We start from the raw sequence: 18,604 nt of genomic DNA, 5'->3' as shown, positions 1-18,604 counted from the left end.
CGAAGCCGCCCCGCGTAAATGCGTCCGAGCGACCGAAGGGAGTGGTCTTAAGCGCCTTGTTATAAGCAAAGCCAGTTCCTTTGGTCTTTTTAAAAACTGTTGAAGCCAGCATACGATTGATTGTTAACGCAAACAAGTAGAACGACAGTGGATTGATGGTTTTGATTTGGCAGAAGCTAGCCGCCAGTTGGACTATCGAGTGTAATGGCGCTTGCGAGGTTCAGCTAATATCTTGGCGATAAAGCGCCTATTACACCACCTTTGAAGTGAAAGCGGCGGATTTAAACCTACCACAAGCCAGAGCGATGCTAATTAGAAAAGGTTAGGGCAGTTGTACTGAGATTTAGATTAAGCCAAATGGAGTTTAGGCTGACGCCTTATAACAATTTAATCGTTCCCTAAACGGGGCGATTTAACGAACCAGAACGGGTTTTTTGTCCGTTTGGTTTTAAACATGGTTAAACCATAACCTATCATTAGAATTAGTAAAATACGTTTTTGGTGTATTTTACTCAAAAGCTAAAAACACCAAATCGGGGTGCAAGTGTTTTTGGTGTTTTTAGCGCATGCTTCTGTAAGAAAACAGGTACTAAAGTCAGTTATTTCATTGTGATTTTTTAAATAGACTTCTTTTATTTTGGAGTCGAATATGAAGTCTCAGTTTATTAAATCCCTGTACGAGCACATGATGCTGAAGCGCTATGCAAAACGTACTATACAAACCTACATAAACTGGATTTCAGACTACATTCGTTTTCACAAATTTCAGCACCCGAAAGATCTCGACGTTTTGCATGTTGAAGCATACCTTACGCACTTATCCACCAAGCGCAAAAATGCACGGTCTACACAAGCCACTGCACTCAATGCGCTCGTTTTTCTCTACAACAAGTATTTAGAGCAGCCGCTACCTTCCGACATGAATTTTGTGGGGAGTGGAAGGGAAAGGAAGCTGCCAGTTGTGTTAACCCAGTTAGAAGTAAAAGCATTGCTTGGTAGGGTGCCTACCCATCATTACTTAGCAGTAGCACTTCTGTATGGAAGTGGCCTTAGATTAATGGAGTGCGTGCGTCTTAGAACGGGGGATATAGACTTCGACTACAAGTGTGTGAGGATTTGGTTTGGAAAAGGGGGCAAACATCGTGTGGTGACGTTGTCAGATTCGCTGATCCCACTTTTAAAAAATCACATCAGTGAATGTGAAAAACTTTTGCAACGAGATTTGATGGTGCCAGACTTTGCTGGTTCTTGGATTCCACATGGATTGAGGAAAAAGTATCAACAGCGTAATAAATCGCTGGAATGGCAGTATTTGTTCCCTGCATCAAAACTAAGTATTGACCCAGAAAGTAAGCTATTACGGCGACATCATATAGATGAAAAACAGATACAGCGTGCGGTAAGTCGAGCTTCAAGTGATGCGGGAATAATTAAGCACGTTACGCCTCATACGCTTCGTCATTCATTTGCTACACACTTGCTTCAATCTGGCGCAGATATCAGAACAGTGCAAGACCAACTAGGTCATGCCGATGTTAGAACTACTCAAATCTATACGCACATACTTCAACAAGGGGCTAATGGTGTAGTCAGCCCGCTTTCTAATTTAGCGTTTTAGTTTTCTTGTTTACGGAAACAAAAAAGGGCCCGAAGGCCCTTTTCAAAACTTAGCTTTAAAATCTCTTATTTAAACGCTTATACACGCTCAAATACAGTAGCAATACCTTGGCCTAAACCAATACACATAGTCGCTAAGCCTAGGCTTACATCTTGTGATTCCATTAGGTTAATAAGCGTACCCGAGATACGTGAACCAGAACAACCTAGTGGGTGACCAAGTGCAATCGCACCACCGTTAAGGTTAATTTTAGTATCTAGGTGGTCCATCCAACCTAGTTGCTTAATGCACGAGAGTGCCTGTGCCGCGAACGCTTCGTTAAACTCAGCAAGTTCAATATCGTCCATAGTAAGGCCAGCGCGCTTAAGGGCTTTCTGTGTAGCCGGAACTGGGCCGTAACCCATAATTGCTGCATCACAACCCGCCACAGCCATCGAGCGAATTTTCGCACGCGGCGTTAGGCCAAGCTCTTTCGCACGGTCTGCTGACATAAGTAGCATAGCCGACGCACCGTCAGACAGCGCAGAAGACGTACCCGCAGTAACCGTACCGTTTACTGGGTCGAACACAGGGCGAAGTGCCGCCATGCTCTCAGCAGTGCTCTCTGGGCGAACTACTTCATCGTAGTCAATTAGCTTTAATACGCCGTTTGCATCGTGACCTTCAACAGGCACAATCTCGTTAGCCCAGCGGCCTTCAAGGTGTGCTTTGTGCGCTAGCTGGTGCGAACGCGCACCAAATGCGTCTTGTTGCTCACGAGTAATACCGTTTTGACGGCCAAGTAGCTCGGCTGTCATACCCATCATACCCGACGCTTTCGCCGTGTATTTAGCAAGACCGGGGTGGAAGTCGATGTTGTAATTCATCGGTACGTGACCCATGTGCTCAACACCACCAATCATGTAAATGTCACCACGGCCGCTTATGATGCCGCTTGTTGCATCGTGAAGGGCTTGCATTGATGAACCACATAAACGGTTTACCGTTACCGCGCCAGTCGTGCGTGGAATTTGTGTTAGTAGTTGCGCGTTACGTGCAACGTTGAAGCCTTGTTCTTTAGTTTGCTGAACACAGCCCCAAATGATGTCTTCAATTTCCGCTGGGTTTACGCCAGGGTTACGCTCTAGTAGCGCGGTCATTAGCGCAGCAGATAGGTCTTCTGCACGCACATTTCTGAAAACACCGTTTTTTGAACGACCCATTGGGGTACGTACGCAATCGATTACGACCACTTCTTTCATTAGTTTTTCCTCCGGGTCTTATGCGAAATAGGATTTACCAGAAGCGGCCATTTCACGAACGCCGTCTGAGATCTGATAAATAGGACCAAGTTCAGCGTACTTGTCTGCCATAGCAACAAAGTTCGCCAAGCCAATGGTTTCAATCCAACGGAAAATACCACCGCGGAATGGAGGGAAACCTAAGCCGTAAAGTAGCGCCATATCTGCTTCAGCTGCACTATCTACAATGCCTTCTTCTAGGCAGCGAATTGCTTCGTTTGCCATAGGGATCATAAGGCGTGCAATAATGTCGTCAGCTTCAAAGTCTGTCTTCTCAGCTACGTGTGGTGCCATTAGTGCGTATGCTTCTTCAGCAGGTGTTTTAGATGGCTTACCGCGCTTATCAACACCGTAGTTGTAGAAACCTTTACCGTTCTTCTGGCCTAAACGCTCTTCTTTGTAGAACAGTGTTACTGGGTCATTGTCTAGGCGAGCCATACGCTCTGGAATACCTGCAGCCATTACGTCTGCTGCATGATCGCCGGTGTCGATACCTACAACGTCCATTAGGTAGGCCGGGCCCATAGGCCAGCCGAAGATTTTTTCCATTACTTTATCAACTGCAACGAAGTCTGCGCCGTCGATAAGAAGCTTACTGAAGCCCGCAAAGTATGGGAACAATACGCGGTTTACCAAGAACCCTGGGCAGTCGTTAACCACAATTGGGGTTTTGCCCATTTTAAGGGTAGCGGCTACTACTGCATTGATGGTTTCTTCAGAGGTTTTTTCGCCACGAATAATTTCAACAAGCGGCATGCGGTGCACTGGGTTAAAGAAGTGCATACCACAGAAGCGCTCTGGCTTGTCTAGGCTTTCAGCTAGCTGATTGATAGAGATAGTAGAAGTGTTTGAAGTGATGATAGCGTCGTCCGCTACGTTGTCCTCTACTTCTTTAAGCACAATACCTTTTACTTTCGGGTTTTCTACAACCGCTTCAATAACAAGGTCAGCATCTTTAAGCGTGCTGTACTCAAGGGTAGGGGTGATAGCGTTAAGTGTTTGCGCCATTTTAGTTGCATCAACTTTACCGCGCTGCATGCCTTTACCAAGAATTTTTGCCGCTTCTGAAAGGCCAAGATCTAGTGCACCTTGGTTAATGTCTTTCATGACTACCGGTGTGCCTTTCACAGCGCTTTGGTATGCAATGCCACCACCCATGATGCCAGCACCTAGTACCGCGTTAAGCTTAGACTGCTTAGTGGCAGCTTTCGCTTGCTTCTTGCCTTTGCTCTTAACTAGTTGGTCGGCAAGGAAAATACCAATTTGTGCTTTCGCAGCGTCGGTTTTCGCAAGCGCTACAAAACCTTCGTTTTCAAGCTTAAGTGCGCCGTCACGGTCTAGGCCCGCTGCTTTTTGAACAGTCTCAACCATTTTGTGCGGTGCTGGGTAATGTTTGCCTGCTTGTGCAAATACCATAGCTTGAGCAGTAGAGAAGCTCATCATAGCTTCGTTTTTGTTTAGCTGTAGTGGGGCTTTCTTAACCGCACGACGCGCTTGCCAGTCAAATTTACCGTCAGCGGCGTCTTTCACCATTGAAAGTGCGCCTTCAACAAGTGCTTCTGGTGCTACAACTGCGTCAACCGCGCCTTCAGCAAGGGCTTTCGCGCCTTTTCTGTCACGGCCAGTAGTCATCCACTCAAGCGCATTGTCTGCACCAATAAGGCGAGGTAGGCGAACCGTACCACCAAAACCAGGCATAAGGCCTAGCTTAACTTCTGGTAGACCAATTGAAGCGGTAGTGTCTGCAATACGCATGTCACAAGCCAATGCCATTTCACAGCCGCCGCCAAGTGCGAAGCCGTTAACTGCAGCGATGGTAGGGAAAGGTAGGTCTTCGAAGCGGTCGAATACTTGTGAAGTATTGGCAACCCACTGTAGTACTTCAGCGTCGTCCATGGCGAATAAACCAGTGAACTCGGTGATATCAGCACCTACGATAAATGCAGGTTTCGCACTGCGTACTACTAAGCCTTTAACATCGCCTTTAGCAAGTAGGGCTTGAGTTGCTTCGTCAAGTTCACTCACCGTTTGGCGGTCGAACTTGTTTACTGAACCTTGGGCGTCGAATACCAGTTCAGCAAAGCCGTCTTCTAACAGGCTGACGGAAAGACTTTTGCCTGTGTATATCATTATCATCTCCTTCGGCATTGGCCAGGATGTTAGTGAAATAATCCAACTAATTTGTAGGGTCGTACGCATTCACTAACGCGTTAGGGTGGCTAGATTCTTTACAAAGCCACACAAAATTTCAACAAAAAATCAAACAAGCGTTTCAATTTGTCTAAGGTAGTGGTCCGATGACTTAAATTCAAGTGTAAATATCGAATTCAAGCTTCATTTCGCCATTGGTGGTTGTATAATGAGCGTTATTGACGCAAAGCGCCAATCCAGCAAAAGAATAATCTACAATCATGTCAACTATGTGTGTAAAGCATAGCTAACGACAGCTGGCACAACATCTTCTTTGGCAAGGAGCCAGGCTGAAATTTTCCCTTCGTTTATCAAACGAACGTAGTGGATCAGTCGCAATGCTGCTTTTTCAGCAACATTTTACAATCAGCTCGATTCGGCAAATTTGCCAGCGCTCATAAGCGTTCGAGTGTAGAGCAGGGTAGGAGTTCTATTGTGTCTGGTTTTTATTTTAGTTCGTGGTTAGGTCAGTGCTCGCTGACAAAAAAAAATAAATTGTTCGCCACTGTTGTGTGGGCATTTGTTTGCTCGCTCTCTTCACTATTCTCTATCGGCGCATGGGCTACACAGCCTTTAACACTACCCGAAGATATTTTCGAAAAGGATCGCGCTCGTTATCTGGAAGTTGAAAAAAAGCTGTTAACCTACTCAAAGCGAAGCGTTCAGCGCCTCGATAATGACATTTATGAACTGGCGCATTATCCGCTTTATCCTTATCTGCTAAGGCTTAAATTAGAGCGCACGATGTCAATAAGAACAAAGCGCGAGGTTAAGCAGTTTCTAGAAGATTTCAATGGTCAGCCGGTAAGCTACGGTGTGCGTTATAAATGGCTTAATTACCTTGCTAAGAACGATTATCGCAGCACTTTTTTAGACAATTATCGCCCGGGTATGGGCGCAAGGCTAACCTGTATAGCGCTTAATTACCGTTTAAAAGAAGGTGAAAGCGAACAAGCTATTTTGTCCGAAGTCGACGCTTTATGGCTTCACGGTGAGTCGCAACCGGATGAATGCGATCCGCTTTTTGCTAAGTGGAAAAAAGCGGGCATGATGACACCCGAAATGGTGATCAAGCGCATAGAGATTGCCGCGAAAGAAGATAACCGAAGCATTATCTCTTATCTTAAGCGCCAACTTCCCGGTGATAAGCAATACCTGGCTGACGCATGGTTATCGGTAACCCGCGACACCAGCCGAGTAAATAGAACGGCGCTCTTTCCACTGAAAAATGCATCGCATGAAGCTGAGGTAATTGTATGGGCGGTCGAGAAGCTCGCTTGGCGAAACCCTGACTTAGCGGGCACGGTATTTAACCGGTACAACGACAAAAACGTGTTCTCGCCAGCTCAGCAGCACGTTATGCGAAGAGCGATAGCGCTTAGCTACACCCTAGACCGCCTTCCTCAAGCGCATCATTGGCTTGAACTTGCTGATGTGCAGGGGGCCAGTGAAGATGTAAAGCTTTGGCATATTTCCCATTTGCTTCGCACGAAAAAGTGGCAGGAAGTGGTTAATGTTATTGATAGCGCTCCTGTCAGTTTGCAGCAAGAAGAAAACTATCGCTATTGGAAAGCCCGAGCTTTAGAAGCGCTTGGTCAAACTATGCAGGCTACGGTGCTTTATAAAGAGCTTTCTCAAGAACGCCATTATTATGGCTTTATGGCAAGTGCGCACATAGGCGAAATTCCGTCGCTTGCACACACGCCAGCACCAAGAGACACGGCAGCTATTGCCAGTGTGGCGAAAACCCCTGCCACCATGCGCTCTGTTGAATTTTTCAGGTTAGACAGAACCACAGAAGCGCGCCGTGAGTGGTTTTATTTACTGTCACATTTACCCGAATCGAAAGTGACCGATGCGGGCATTTTGGCGTATGAATGGGGCTTGTACGATCAAGCTATTACCAGTTTTGCGCGAAGTGGCTATTGGGATGATGTCGAGCGCCGATTCCCACTGGCCTTTAACGATGTATTCAGCGAAAAGTCGCAGGCATACAGCATTTCAAAGTCGCTGGCTATGGCTATTGCACGCCGCGAAAGTTCGTTTAGAAGCGATGCTATCTCTTCGGTGGGAGCGGCAGGGCTCATGCAGCTTATGCCGGGAACAGCGCGTTATGTAGCAAAGGAGAAAGTAAGTCGTAACACACTTTTTCAGGTAGACGATAACGTTGAATACGGCGTGCAGTACCTTCGTTATTTGATGGACAAGTTAAACAATAACCCTGTGCTGGTGTCTGCATCTTATAACGCGGGATGGCGCAAAGTGTTGGAATGGTTACCTGCTAATGAAGCGCTGCCCGTGGATATTTGGATTGAGAATATTCCCTACAAAGAAACCCGTGCTTACGTGAAGGCGGTGATGGCGTATCAGCATATTTACGACCAGCAGTTAGGTGGAAACGAGAATATCTTCCCTCAACTTACCCGCGATATGATCCCATCGGCAGATGCAGTAAGTTCACATCCGGTAACAGGTACACTGCAACTAGCACCGCGATAGCTATCAAAGGTTAGGCGTATACGGGTACGCCTTTCATTACGTTATTCTTTTACCAGTATGGGAAACTTAACGTGTACAACAGCACAGCGGTCTGAGCCAGTATGCATGTCATGCTGGCCTCGTGATACACTAGTGGCTAACTAACGATTAAAAAGATAAGAGGGGCTATGTCGCTACATAAAGCAACCTACCAACAGCATATCGAAGAGCTTCAAGCTAGAACTCGCGAAGCACTACAGCGAGAAGGGCTAGACGGACTAGTTATTCACTCAGGGCAGGGCAAACGTCTTTTCTTGGACGATAATCACTACCCATTTAAGGTAAACCCGCAGTTCAAAGCATGGGTGCCTGTTATTGATAACCCTAACTGTTGGCTGGTGGTAAACGGTGTAGACAAGCCTACGCTTATTTTCTATCGCCCTGAAGATTTCTGGCACAAAGTGCCACCAGAGCCAAATGACTTTTGGACTGACAGCTTCGACATTAAACTACTTCAACAGGCCGATGCGGTAGAGAAATTTCTGCCTTACGATAAAAGCCGTTTTGCCTATGTAGGCGAATATATTGAAGTGGCAAAAGCGTTGGGTTTTGACAATGTAAATCCAGACCGCGTGTTGCATTATTTGCATTATCAACGTGCTTATAAAACCGACTATGAACTTGACTGCATGCGTGAAGCTAACAAGCTGGCGGTGGCAGGTCATAAGGCCGCTGAGCAAGCCTTCCGTGAAGGCAAAAGCGAGTTTGATATTAATTTAGCTTATGTCTCTGCGTGTCGACAGGGCGATAACGATGTGCCTTACACCAGTATTGTGGCACTTAACGAACATGCTTCAATTCTGCATTACATGCAGTGCGATACTGTAGCGCCAAAAGAGTCGCGTTCGTTCTTAATTGATGCGGGAGCGAATTATCATGGCTATGCGGCAGATATTACGCGTACCTACGCTCAAGAGGGTGTTCATAATTCCGCAATGTTTCGCGACCTCATTCAAGCGGTTGATAAGGTTACGCTGACCTTAGTCGATTCGTTAAAGCCGGGTGTCGCCTACACAGACATTCACTTGTTGGCCCACGATGGTATCGCGCAAATTCTTCACGATACCGGCATGGTGAACCTAACGCCGCCAGAAATCGTGGAAATGGGTATTACACGCACGTTCTTCCCACATGGCATTGGCCATTTCTTGGGGCTGCAGGTACACGATGTGGGCGGATTGGTTAATGATGACAGAGGCACGCCTAAGCCTGCTCCTGATGATCATCCGTTCTTGCGCTGCACGCGTATGGTTGAAGCACGTCAGGTGTTTACTATTGAACCTGGCTTGTATTTCATCGATAGCCTGCTGCGCGACCTTAAAGTGACGCCTGCGTCAAAGTACATCAACTGGAATACCATTGATGCATACAAGCCCTTCGGCGGCATTCGCATTGAAGATAACATTATCGTGCATCGCGATAAGAACGAGAATATGACCCGAGATTTAGATTTAAATTAATCGAGGTTTTTTGAGTATAGCTAACCGTAAGCTCAAACTATTTTCAGGAATGCAAAGAGCAGCGTAAGGCTGCTCTTTTTTATTGAGCGCGTAGAAAAAGGTTCATTTGCTTGTAAACCAATGGTGCTGTGTGTAGTAATCAATAGGAAGATATACAAGCAATGGTTTGAAAGGAGTCGTTATGTCACAAGGCGATATTGTAAGTTTATTAATAATGGCAACGGTGGCGGGGCTTGCTATGCCCGCAGGCGCTATTTTAGCGACTTATCAAGGCATTCAGCCTAAGTGGCTAGAAAAAGAGTTACGCCATGGTATTTTAGCGTTAGGAGCAGGAGCGCTAATTTCGGCGGTGGGTCTTGTACTTGTACCTGAAGGCATAAAAGACGTATCGGTATTTTCGGCCATAATGTGCTTCGTTGGCGGTGCCTTAGCTTTCATGGCCCTTGATATTTACTTGGCGAAAAAGAAAACCGCAGGCAGCCAGTTAGCAGCCATGCTCAGTGATTTTGTGCCTGAGTCTATCGCCCTTGGTACTACGGCAGCATTAGGCGGTGGCACTATGTTGTTAGGCCTCTTGATTGCGGTTCAAAATCTACCTGAAGGATTTAATGCCTACAGAGAGATGTTGCCCAAAAACAAACAGCGTAGCAATAAACTCATTGTTATCTTTGTTTTGATGGCGCTACTTGGCCCCTTGTTCAGTTTGCTAGGCTTTTATTATTTAGCCCAATTCCCAGTGGTTATGAGTGGGATCATGTTGTTCGCTGCAGGTGGTATTCTTTATTCAGTGTTCCAAGATATCGCCCCGCAAATTCGCATGGAAAATCACTGGCTTCCTCCGCTTGGCGGTATTCTTGGCTTCTTAGTAGGCCTGATCGGCTTTATGCTTGAAGGGTAGCTTTTAAAAAATGCGCCAAGCCTAAACGTTTGTTTTCACATTGAGCCAACGCAGAGAATGTTCTGTACTGAAATGACCTGTAAGAGTGTCAAAAACGTTTTGTGTATTAAAAGGTTAGTAGTCTATGTCATAAGTACTACCCAAGTTCCACCCACAAAAAAGGCGTGTTGATTGCAACACGCCTTTTTACACCATCTATTGGTAATTAGCTCGTACGCTCAATTGAAATATGTGCCAGCGCAATAAGCGCTTCTTTATATTCAGAGTCTTCTATAGCGTTAAGGCTATCAATGGCCATTTGCACTTCTTTTTGTGCACATTCACGTGTGTAGTCCAAAGCGCCAGTTTCTTCCATAATACCTTGAATCCGCGTGAGGTGTGGTAGGCCATTACTTTGTTCAATGGCTTCTTGAATAAGCGCTTTGTCGTCGTCATTTTTTGCATGCCACATAGCGTACAACAATGGCAGCGTAGGCTTACCTTCAGCTAAGTCGTCGCCAGCATTCTTGCCCATTTCTTCACTGTCAGCCATGTAATCCAGAATATCGTCAGCTAGCTGAAAGGCAGTACCCAGGTGCTTGCCGTATTCTTGCATGGCGTGTTCAATGTGCTCATTTTGGTCGGTCAGCACAGCCGCCAACTGTGTAGCAGCTTCAAACAAACGCGCTGTTTTGCCGTAGATAACGTCAAAGTAGCGGGCTTCTGTAGTGCTGGCATCGTTACAATTCATCAACTGCAACACTTCGCCTTCTGCAATTTGGTTTGTGGCTTCCGACAGTATTTCCATAACGCGCATGCGTTTTAGGCTTACCATCATTTGGAAAGAGCGAGTATAGAGAAAGTCGCCTACCAATACGGATGCCTGATTACCAAAAATAGCATTGGCAGTCTCACGCCCTCTGCGCATGGTCGACTCGTCAACCACATCGTCGTGTAGCAGAGTAGCGGTATGAATAAACTCTACAATTGCTGCAAGCGTGTGGTGATCATTATTATTAATACCCATTGCCCGCGCACTTAACACGGTAAGAAGTGGGCGTAAGCGTTTGCCGCCACTGTTTACTATGTAAAAACCAAGCTGATTAATAAGGGCAACATCAGAGTCGACTTGTTGTTGAATCAGCTGGTTTACCGCCTGCATATCATCATTAGACAGGGCGCGGATTGAATCTATATCCATAGGCATGGCAATAAATACTTACTCTTATCGTCTTGGGCAATTATTGGTGGCGATTGTACCTTAATCATCAGTACTATCCACCAAATTGTCTTAAAAAATGACAGCTTAACGTATTTACGTGTAATTCCTTAAATACAGTTAAACCGAAAGTGAAATTAGTCGAAATGTAATCCACAATCGAAATTCCGTTTTTTGCAGTGTATTTGTTCAAGCGTTTTGTTGCCAAATCGGGCGAATCCATCCAATTACCTTTGATTATAGATGCTCTTGTCAATTTTTCATGCCAAAGTGCTATTTTTTGATGTTTAAGCAAGAAAATTGAGCGGTACTGCCAGCTTGATTTTGGTGCAAAAGAAAAATGAAAGTGGGCGAAGGAGATCGAAATTTCACATCAACAATAAAATGCCCAAATGTTGAAGCGATCCATACTTGAGATCTGATCATCGCTTGTATAAACGACCTCGGCACTATACTCAAAGCGAATGTAATTACAATTAAGTCAGAATTTGAACGTTTGATCGTAGTAGTACGTTGTCGATCTGTTAGCGATCTGGCTAACGGATCTCATACGATTGAGATCCCGTTTTCATCAAACTTAACCTGTATTACGGCTACTTTTATCTTCCCACACTGATAGTTTTTTGCTGATTTAACGAAAAAAATTGTGATTTTTTAACGGTTTTTTGGCATTTGAAGCTGCATCAAATAAGCAATTGGGGCATAATCCGCCCCATGTTGGAAAAATAATCTATTTTTCTGCGAATCGGGGTTGTGATTTACGGATGTTTCACGTACAATTCGCGCCCTGTTTTTTGAATTGAAGCGTCAGTGGACGCAGAGCGGAGTTAACTATGTACGCGGTTTTCCAAAGTGGCGGTAAACAACACCGTGTGGCCGAAGGCCAAACCGTTCGTCTTGAAAAAATCGAAGTAGCCCCAGGCGAAACGGTTGAATTTGACAAAGTTTTAATGGTAAGCAACGGTGACGACGTAAAAATCGGCACACCAATCGTTGCTGGTGGTAAGGTGACTGCTGAGGTTGTTACACACGGTCGTGGCGATAAAGTAAAAATCGTTAAGTTTCGTCGTCGTAAGCACTCTCGTAAGCAAGCGGGTCACCGTCAGTGGTTCACAGAAGTGAAAATCACTGGTATCAACGCATAATAGGAGCACGAACACATGGCACACAAAAAAGCTGGTGGTAGTACCAAAAACGGTCGTGATTCAGAAAGTAAACGCCTAGGTGTTAAGCGCTTTGGTGGTGAATCTGTTCTTGCTGGTAACATCATTGTTCGTCAACGTGGTACTCGTTTCCACGCTGGTGACAACATGGGTATCGGTAAAGACCACACGTTGTTTGCACTAAAAGACGGTAAAGTTCAGTTCGACGTTAAAGGACCGAAGAACCGTAAATTTGTAAGCATCGTAGCTGAGTAAGCGCGTAAGCTTCTCGCCGAACAGGCTTAGAAAAACCCCGCGCTTGCGGGGTTTTTTGTTTTGTGAAACCTTTCTTTCTTTTTCTGTTCTTAATTAATGGCGTTTACATTCTGAAAATGAATTAGCGCTGAGCAAGGTTTTACTTCTCAATTTTTTAGAATGCTAAGTAGACTCAAAAGCGCCGACGCGCAATTTGGTGTAAACTTAGTATTCGCATTAAATAAGTTAATAACCCACGGCATTACAGCCCGGAGTGATAAATGAAATTTGTAGATGAAGCTGAAATTCGCGTTGAAGCCGGTGACGGCGGCAACGGTACAATTGGCTTTAGAAGGGAAAAATACGTACCTAAAGGTGGCCCAGACGGTGGCGACGGTGGTGACGGCGGCAGTGTATTTTTACAGGCCGATGAAAACCTAAATACATTGATCGATTATCGCTTTGAGCGCTTTCACCGTGCTGAGCGTGGCCAAAATGGTCAAGGCGGCAACTGTATCGGTAAGAAAGGTAAAGACCTCACCGTAATGGTGCCAGTGGGTACACGTGCTACCGATAGCGATACCGGTGAAGTATTGGGTGACTTAACCCGTCATGGCCAAAAGCTTAAAGTGGCACAAGGCGGTTTTCACGGTTTAGGTAATGCCCGTTTTAAAAGCAGTACGAACCGTGCCCCACGTCAAAAAACCAACGGTACACCAGGTGAAATTCGCAACCTTAAGCTAGAGCTTATGCTTCTCGCCGATGTTGGCTTACTTGGTATGCCTAACGCAGGTAAATCAACCTTTATCCGCTCTGTATCGGCAGCTAAGCCTAAAGTGGCTGATTATCCGTTTACCACCCTTGTGCCTAATTTAGGTGTAGTTCGTCAAGACTCACAGCGCAGCTTCGTTGTTGCTGATATTCCCGGTTTGATTGAAGGTGCTGCAGATGGTGCTGGATTAGGCATACGCTTCTTAAAGCACTTAGAGCGCTGCCGTATCTTGCTTCACGTGGTCGATATTTTCCCTGTTGATGAAACCGATCCTGCCGAACACGCAAAAGCGATCATTGAAGAGCTTGAAAAATACAGCCCTAAGTTGGCAGAAAAGCCTCGTTGGTTGGTATTTAATAAAGTCGATTTGCTACTTGAAGAAGAAGCCGAAGAGCGCTGTCAGCATGTTATTGACGCATTAGAGTGGGAAGGTCCAGTTTATCAAATATCTGCGTTCCAAAAGATGAATCTAGATCCTTTATGCAACGACATTATGGACTTCATCGAAACCCTTCCAGCAGAACTGGAAGAGGAAGAAGAGAAGAAAGAAGTGGAATTCAAGTGGGACACTTATCACAAGAATACACTTGAAGCCCATGATGAATTCGAAGGTGGCTTAGGTGACGATCTCGATGATGACGACTGGGACGAAGACGATTACGACGTGGAAGTTGAGTATCGTCGTTGAGAAACAATCGCTGAGAAACAGTCGTTGAGAAACAATCGCTGAGAGTCAGCGGTTATAAAACAGACTTAAGCAACAACCGATAAGAAAAGACCGAAGGCAATTAGCATAGTGTTTGTATCGGTAATAGTTTGACGTAAATAAACCGTTGTCAAAAATAGAAAGCTCGCATATTTGTTAAAGCAAAGTGCGAGCTTTTTTCATGCAGCGCAAACCATTTTTATACGGTAAAGCGCATTGGTATGGTGTTGTTTGCAACACTATTAGACGCTCTTATTACCGCATGAGCTCTGTCTACTATGGCGTTTCTATGATGAGGGAGTGTTAAGTGGAAATAGATCTCTTCAAGTAAGCTGGTTAAATTCATAATTTTGGTCGTCATCGCGCTATTTTCGCCGCCGTCAACTTCAAGCAAAATAACAGCGATATCAAATGCGCATCCAAGATAAGGGATTGCTTCACTTAACTGACCACTCTGCATCAGCATGGTGCCTTGCATTTCATCCCGTGCCATTACGTGAAGCGCTTGCTCTGGATTGCTATAGACCCAGTCAGCATGTTTAGGGCATAAGTAATTTATTAGCATTGTAGCCACCTCCTGACTCTACACTAGAGTATCCTTTTCATCATTGCAAATGATAATTGTTTTTATTTGCAAGGTTGTGGAGCGGACGATTTTTTCTTTCGAAGTTGATATACTTCATTGCATAAAAAAGAACTCAGCGTGAAGGTTAAAAAATGAAAATAGCGATGATTGCTGCTATGGCAAAAAACAGAATTATTGGTGCAGACAATGATATGCCGTGGCATTTACCCGCTGACTTGAAGCATTTTAAAGCTATCACCTTGGGCAAGGCTGTCATAATGGGTCGCAAAACCTATGAATCAATCGGTAGGGCGCTTCCGGGTAGGCCGAATATTGTGATCACGAGTAATGAAGATTACAGCTTATCTGACGCTACTGTGGTCGACTCACCAGAATCGGCATTTGAGGTCGCAAAAGTATTAAGTAATAAAAGTGGCGAGAATGACGAAGTAATGATCATTGGTGGCGGCACTATTTATCAGTCATTTTTAGATAAAGCGGATACTTTGTATCTTACTCATATCGACCTAACTGTTGAGGGAGATACCCAGTTCCCAGATTACGAGGCAGCTGCAAGCTGGACTGAAATATCGCGGGAAGCGCATAGCGCCGATGAAAAGAATGCGCATGCTTACACCTTCGTTACGCTTGTAAGAAATTGACAAGACTAAAGGCTAGAAACCGCTAACCTTTCAAAGTAAGAATAAAAAATGCCAGTGTTGCAACGCTTGTTTAGAAGCGTTGCAACACTGGCATTTTGCCTTTGCTTTGCAATGTGCGTAGAAGCTACTTCATTTGGTCGAACAAATTCTCTAATGAAAGACCCTGATGACCCAACATATCGCGAAGACGGCGAAGTGCTTCTACTTGAATTTGACGAACACGCTCACGTGTTAAGCCAATTTCGGCACCCACATCTTCAAGTGTAGAAGGCTCATAACCCATTAATCCAAAACGGCGTGCAAGTACTTCGCGCTGTTTAGGGTTAAGTTCCTCTAACCACGTAACAATATTACTCTTGATATCTGAGTCTTGTAAGCTCTCTTCAGGGCTAAACTCTTTCTCGTCTGCAATAATGTCTAGTAATGCTTTATCATTTTCTCCGCCAATGGGTGTATCGACAGAAGTAATGCGCTCGTTTAAACGCAACATCTTAGTGACATCTTCAACAGGCTTATCAAGCGCTAGTGCAATTTCTTCTGCGGTCGGCTCATGATCCAGCTTTTGTGACAGCTCACGAGAAGCACGTAAATACACGTTCAGTTCTTTCACTACATGAATAGGCAAACGAATGGTGCGCGTTTGGTTCATGATAGCGCGTTCGATGGTTTGGCGTATCCACCATGTGGCGTATGTTGAAAAGCGGAATCCACGTTCAGGATCAAACTTCTCTACGGCACGAATTAGTCCTAAATTGCCTTCTTCGATTAAATCTAGAAGTGCCAACCCACGGTTGTTGTAACGGCGAGCAATTTTAACAACAAGGCGAAGGTTGCTTACAATCATACGTTTACGAGAGGCTTCGCAGCCTTTCAGTGAGCGGCGCGCAAAATAAACTTCTTCTTCTGCGGTTAGCAGTGGTGAAAAACCAATCTCGCCTAGATAAAGCTGTGTGGCATCTAGGTTTTTAGGTTGGTCGTCCTGACTGAAAATGGCGTCGTCATTTTCTAGTTCAGCGTCGTTAATTAAGGTCTCGTCAGCTTTCATATCAGCTGGCATATCGATGACATCTAAGTCATCTTGCGGTTTTGATTCTAAGGCTTTATTTGACTTACCCATCGTGAATCTCCTGCTACAAGGTTTACCTTATGACGTTTCTCCTTTGTCTTTTTTTATTGTTATTTATTTTTATTATTTTAATACTGGCAGGTACTTCATAGGGTCTAATGATTTCCCTCTATACCTAACTTCAAAGTGAAGTTTTACCGAATTTGTTCCGCTGTCACCCATGGTTGCTATTTGTTGCCCCGCCGATACCCATTCTCGTTCTTTGACTAAAATGGTGTCGTTGTAGGCATAGGCACTTAGAAAGGTATCTGTGTGTTTTATAATAACCAGATTACCGTAACCTCTTAGTGCACTCCCTGAGTAAACAACTTTTCCATCTGCTGCCGCCACGACTTTACTGCCTCTAGCACCAGCGATATCAATACCTTTGTTACCTGACTCTGACTTACTGAAGGTTCCAACTACTTTACCCTCTGCAGGCCATACCCACTCTTGTACTTTGTCTGGGAAGCTCGTCGGCGTTTGTTTTTTGACACTTTGTGACGGCTTCTTGACAGCTTTAACATTTTGTGGCTTAACAATTTTTTCACTTTCACGATACGCCTGTGGTTGTGGACGGTCAACCAAACTTTTGTCTACATTTAAAGTGGTCGGAGTTGTCGACTGATTAGTCTTAGACTTAGGTATAACAGGGGGTGTAGCCACTTTCGAGGGAGGTGTCACGGCTAAAATTTGACCGGGGAAAATGGTGTAAGGGGCTGATAATTGGTTGTATTTCGCTAAGTCACGATAGTCGTTTCCGGTGTACCATGCGACCGCGTAAAGGGTGTCTCCACGTTGAACTTTGTAGGTTTTTTTAGTGTATTCTTCGCTTCCATCTGATACTTGGCTATTTAACAAAACAACGGGAGCGGGTGCTGTTCGACCTGCACAGCCCCCAAGAAGTGCAAAGATATATAAGGAAAAGCCTAGGTAAAACCAATGCTTACGCATATCATCGCAATAGTAAATAAGCGAAAACTGCGAGGATAACTACACCCCAGCCAAGCACCTCTACATATTGCCTTAGCTTATGCTCCATCGCAGCGCCGCCCCAGCGCATAAGTGCGGCGACTAAAAAGAATCGTGCGCCACGCCCCACGGCAGATGCCAGTACAAAGGGCAAGAAAGCCATTTGCAAGAAGCCAGCACTTACAGTAAATATTTTATAGGGGATAGGAGAGAAGCCTGCGAGAAAAACTACCCACACACCGTAGTCTTTGAACCACTGCATTGCGGTCTCGATTTTGTGGGTATAACCCCAACTTTCAATAAGCGGGGCAAGCCATGCATCAAATGCAAAATAGCCTAGCCAATAGCCTGCAATGCCGCCAAAAATAGATGCAATCGTGGTAATAAAGGCAAAATGCCAGGCTTTATTAGGCTGTGACAATGCCATTGGTGCAAGCATTACATCAGGTGGAATAGGGAAGAATACTGACTCTGAGAAGCTTAACCCACCTAAATATTTGGTTGCGTGGCGATGCCTCGCCCAGCGTAACGCCATGTCATAACATGGCTCAAAAAGCTTCACATTAGCTCTCCTGCTACAAGGGGAACAAATCGGACCGATTCAATGGTCGATGTCGTTAGTTCACCTTCAATCCTATCAATACATAGCAACGACTGTTGTTCGTTGCCTACGGGTATAATGAGTCGCCCGCCTTCTTTTAGCTGATCGCACAAGTCCTGAGGCAGGCTCGCAGCAGCGGCAGTAACGATAATAGCATCATAAGGACCTTTGGACGCCCAGCCCTTCCAACCATCACCGTGTTTCATTGCAATGTTGTGAAGGTCGAGTTGATTCATTCGACGCTTCGCTTGGAACTGCAATGACTTAATACGTTCAACACTGAATACTTTGGCAAATAGTTGCGCCAGAATAGCAGTTTGATAACCAGAGCCCGTGCCTATTTCTAAAACTTTCTCGGGTTTATTGGGGCTATCCAGCAGCAACTCAGTCATTTTCGCAACAATATAAGGCTGCGAAATGGTTTGGCCTTGACCTATCGGTAACGCCGTATTTTGATAGGCTTTGTGTTTCAGCGCATCGGGTAAAAAGCTTTCCCGCGGCGTACCAGCAATGGCGTTTAATACTGCTTGCGAACGTATTCCCTCGTTGTAAAGCAGTTCTGCTAACGCGTCTCCTTTTCTAGAAGCTCTCATGATGTTGCGTACTTTCCTTTATTATTATCCACAGCCACGCGAGGTTTAG

Annotated in this window: 16 protein-coding genes; 8 read left to right on the top strand and 8 right to left on the bottom strand. The window is 45.1% G+C overall.

Annotated elements, in window-relative coordinates; all coding sequences use genetic code 11:
* The first annotated feature begins 649 nt into the window (after nucleotides 1-649).
* Entirely contained in the window at nucleotides 650-1,618 is a 969-nt protein-coding gene (locus tag ACX5KA_RS16940) for an integron integrase (protein ID WP_039219448.1), read from the top strand.
* Nucleotides 1,619-1,695: 77 nt separating this feature from the next.
* Here the strand turns inward: ACX5KA_RS16940 and fadA are convergent, their stop codons facing one another.
* Nucleotides 1,696-2,859, bottom strand: coding sequence for an acetyl-CoA C-acyltransferase FadA (fadA, locus tag ACX5KA_RS16935; RefSeq protein WP_458731716.1), 1,164 nt, complete (start codon nucleotides 2,857-2,859; stop codon nucleotides 1,696-1,698).
* Nucleotides 2,860-2,877: 18 nt separating this feature from the next.
* Entirely contained in the window at nucleotides 2,878-5,028 is a 2,151-nt protein-coding gene (gene fadB, locus ACX5KA_RS16930; RefSeq protein WP_458731715.1) for a fatty acid oxidation complex subunit alpha FadB, read from the bottom strand.
* Nucleotides 5,029-5,523: 495 nt separating this feature from the next.
* Between fadB and ACX5KA_RS16925 the strand changes: the two genes are divergently transcribed.
* The 3 genes from ACX5KA_RS16925 to ACX5KA_RS16915 all read left to right on the top strand — a co-directional run bounded on the left by ACX5KA_RS16925 (nucleotide 5,524) and on the right by ACX5KA_RS16915 (nucleotide 9,984).
* Nucleotides 5,524-7,587: a transglycosylase SLT domain-containing protein gene (locus ACX5KA_RS16925; RefSeq protein WP_458731714.1), complete on the top strand. Its 2,064-nt coding sequence runs from the start codon at nucleotides 5,524-5,526 to the stop codon at nucleotides 7,585-7,587.
* Between the two features lie 167 nt (nucleotides 7,588-7,754).
* A complete protein-coding gene (gene pepQ, locus ACX5KA_RS16920; protein ID WP_458731713.1) occupies nucleotides 7,755-9,086 on the top strand; it encodes a Xaa-Pro dipeptidase in 1,332 nt (443 codons plus the stop codon).
* A gap of 181 nt (nucleotides 9,087-9,267) precedes the next feature.
* Nucleotides 9,268-9,984: a ZIP family metal transporter gene (locus ACX5KA_RS16915; protein WP_458731712.1), complete on the top strand. Its 717-nt coding sequence runs from the start codon at nucleotides 9,268-9,270 to the stop codon at nucleotides 9,982-9,984.
* 205 nt (nucleotides 9,985-10,189) lie between these two features.
* Here the strand turns inward: ACX5KA_RS16915 and ispB are convergent, their stop codons facing one another.
* The gene (ispB, locus tag ACX5KA_RS16910) at nucleotides 10,190-11,164 is read right to left on the bottom strand and encodes an octaprenyl diphosphate synthase (RefSeq protein ID WP_039222260.1); all 975 of its coding nucleotides are present in this window, start codon (nucleotides 11,162-11,164) and stop codon (nucleotides 10,190-10,192) included.
* A gap of 851 nt (nucleotides 11,165-12,015) precedes the next feature.
* Between ispB and rplU the strand changes: the two genes are divergently transcribed.
* The 3 genes from rplU (at nucleotide 12,016) to cgtA (ending at nucleotide 14,039) form a co-directional block, all read left to right on the top strand.
* A complete protein-coding gene (rplU, locus tag ACX5KA_RS16905) occupies nucleotides 12,016-12,327 on the top strand; it encodes a 50S ribosomal protein L21 (RefSeq protein WP_012517169.1) in 312 nt (103 codons plus the stop codon).
* Between the two features lie 15 nt (nucleotides 12,328-12,342).
* Nucleotides 12,343-12,600, top strand: a complete 258-nt coding sequence (gene rpmA, locus ACX5KA_RS16900; protein WP_012517170.1) for a 50S ribosomal protein L27 — start codon at nucleotides 12,343-12,345, stop codon at nucleotides 12,598-12,600.
* Between the two features lie 260 nt (nucleotides 12,601-12,860).
* Nucleotides 12,861-14,039, top strand: coding sequence for an Obg family GTPase CgtA (cgtA, locus tag ACX5KA_RS16895; protein WP_039222240.1), 1,179 nt, complete (start codon nucleotides 12,861-12,863; stop codon nucleotides 14,037-14,039).
* Between the two features lie 217 nt (nucleotides 14,040-14,256).
* Here cgtA and ACX5KA_RS16890 read toward each other — a convergent pair whose 3' ends face one another.
* On the bottom strand, nucleotides 14,257-14,622 hold the full coding sequence (locus ACX5KA_RS16890; protein ID WP_039222238.1) for a hypothetical protein: 366 nt from the start codon (nucleotides 14,620-14,622) through the stop codon (nucleotides 14,257-14,259).
* Nucleotides 14,623-14,786: 164 nt separating this feature from the next.
* Here ACX5KA_RS16890 and folA point away from each other — a divergent pair, with 164 nt between their 5' ends.
* Nucleotides 14,787-15,284: a type 3 dihydrofolate reductase gene (folA, locus tag ACX5KA_RS16885; RefSeq protein WP_458731718.1), complete on the top strand. Its 498-nt coding sequence runs from the start codon at nucleotides 14,787-14,789 to the stop codon at nucleotides 15,282-15,284.
* Between the two features lie 124 nt (nucleotides 15,285-15,408).
* Here the strand turns inward: folA and rpoS are convergent, their stop codons facing one another.
* From rpoS to ACX5KA_RS16865, 4 genes are all read right to left on the bottom strand, one after another.
* Complete coding sequence (rpoS, locus tag ACX5KA_RS16880; RefSeq protein ID WP_014997224.1) at nucleotides 15,409-16,401, bottom strand: RNA polymerase sigma factor RpoS; 993 nt, start codon at nucleotides 16,399-16,401, stop codon at nucleotides 15,409-15,411.
* Nucleotides 16,402-16,473: 72 nt separating this feature from the next.
* Nucleotides 16,474-17,343, bottom strand: a complete 870-nt coding sequence (locus ACX5KA_RS16875; protein ID WP_076012730.1) for a peptidoglycan DD-metalloendopeptidase family protein — start codon at nucleotides 17,341-17,343, stop codon at nucleotides 16,474-16,476.
* Between the two features lies 1 nt (nucleotide 17,344).
* Nucleotides 17,345-17,923: a YqaA family protein gene (locus ACX5KA_RS16870; RefSeq protein ID WP_458731711.1), complete on the bottom strand. Its 579-nt coding sequence runs from the start codon at nucleotides 17,921-17,923 to the stop codon at nucleotides 17,345-17,347.
* Nucleotides 17,920-18,555, bottom strand: coding sequence for a protein-L-isoaspartate(D-aspartate) O-methyltransferase (locus ACX5KA_RS16865; protein WP_014997227.1), 636 nt, complete (start codon nucleotides 18,553-18,555; stop codon nucleotides 17,920-17,922). Before ACX5KA_RS16865 ends, ACX5KA_RS16870 begins: the two co-directional genes overlap by 4 nt.
* Between the last annotated feature and the right edge of the window lie 49 nt (nucleotides 18,556-18,604).

The organism is Alteromonas alvinellae (assembly GCF_902705805.1).
Note: the sequence above shows the minus strand (reverse complement) of the source record. Positions and strands in the feature narration are given on the sequence as shown.

Excerpts from the sequence above, each read along its gene's own strand:
- rpmA (WP_012517170.1), top strand. The coding sequence starts at position 12,343 with ATGGCACACAAAAAAGCTGGTGGTAGTACCAAAAACGGTCGTGATTCA.
- ACX5KA_RS16865 (WP_014997227.1), bottom strand. The coding sequence starts at position 18,555 with ATGAGAGCTTCTAGAAAAGGAGACGCGTTAGCAGAACTGCTTTACAAC.
- ACX5KA_RS16940 (WP_039219448.1), top strand. The coding sequence starts at position 650 with ATGAAGTCTCAGTTTATTAAATCCCTGTACGAGCACATGATGCTGAAG.
- fadB (WP_458731715.1), bottom strand. The coding sequence starts at position 5,028 with ATGATATACACAGGCAAAAGTCTTTCCGTCAGCCTGTTAGAAGACGGC.
- ACX5KA_RS16875 (WP_076012730.1), bottom strand. The coding sequence starts at position 17,343 with ATGCGTAAGCATTGGTTTTACCTAGGCTTTTCCTTATATATCTTTGCA.
- folA (WP_458731718.1), top strand. The coding sequence starts at position 14,787 with ATGATTGCTGCTATGGCAAAAAACAGAATTATTGGTGCAGACAATGAT.
- rpoS (WP_014997224.1), bottom strand. The coding sequence starts at position 16,401 with ATGGGTAAGTCAAATAAAGCCTTAGAATCAAAACCGCAAGATGACTTA.
- cgtA (WP_039222240.1), top strand. The coding sequence starts at position 12,861 with ATGAAATTTGTAGATGAAGCTGAAATTCGCGTTGAAGCCGGTGACGGC.
- fadA (WP_458731716.1), bottom strand. The coding sequence starts at position 2,859 with ATGAAAGAAGTGGTCGTAATCGATTGCGTACGTACCCCAATGGGTCGT.
- ispB (WP_039222260.1), bottom strand. The coding sequence starts at position 11,164 with ATGGATATAGATTCAATCCGCGCCCTGTCTAATGATGATATGCAGGCG.
- ACX5KA_RS16915 (WP_458731712.1), top strand. The coding sequence starts at position 9,268 with ATGTCACAAGGCGATATTGTAAGTTTATTAATAATGGCAACGGTGGCG.
- rplU (WP_012517169.1), top strand. The coding sequence starts at position 12,016 with ATGTACGCGGTTTTCCAAAGTGGCGGTAAACAACACCGTGTGGCCGAA.
- pepQ (WP_458731713.1), top strand. The coding sequence starts at position 7,755 with ATGTCGCTACATAAAGCAACCTACCAACAGCATATCGAAGAGCTTCAA.
- ACX5KA_RS16890 (WP_039222238.1), bottom strand. The coding sequence starts at position 14,622 with ATGCTAATAAATTACTTATGCCCTAAACATGCTGACTGGGTCTATAGC.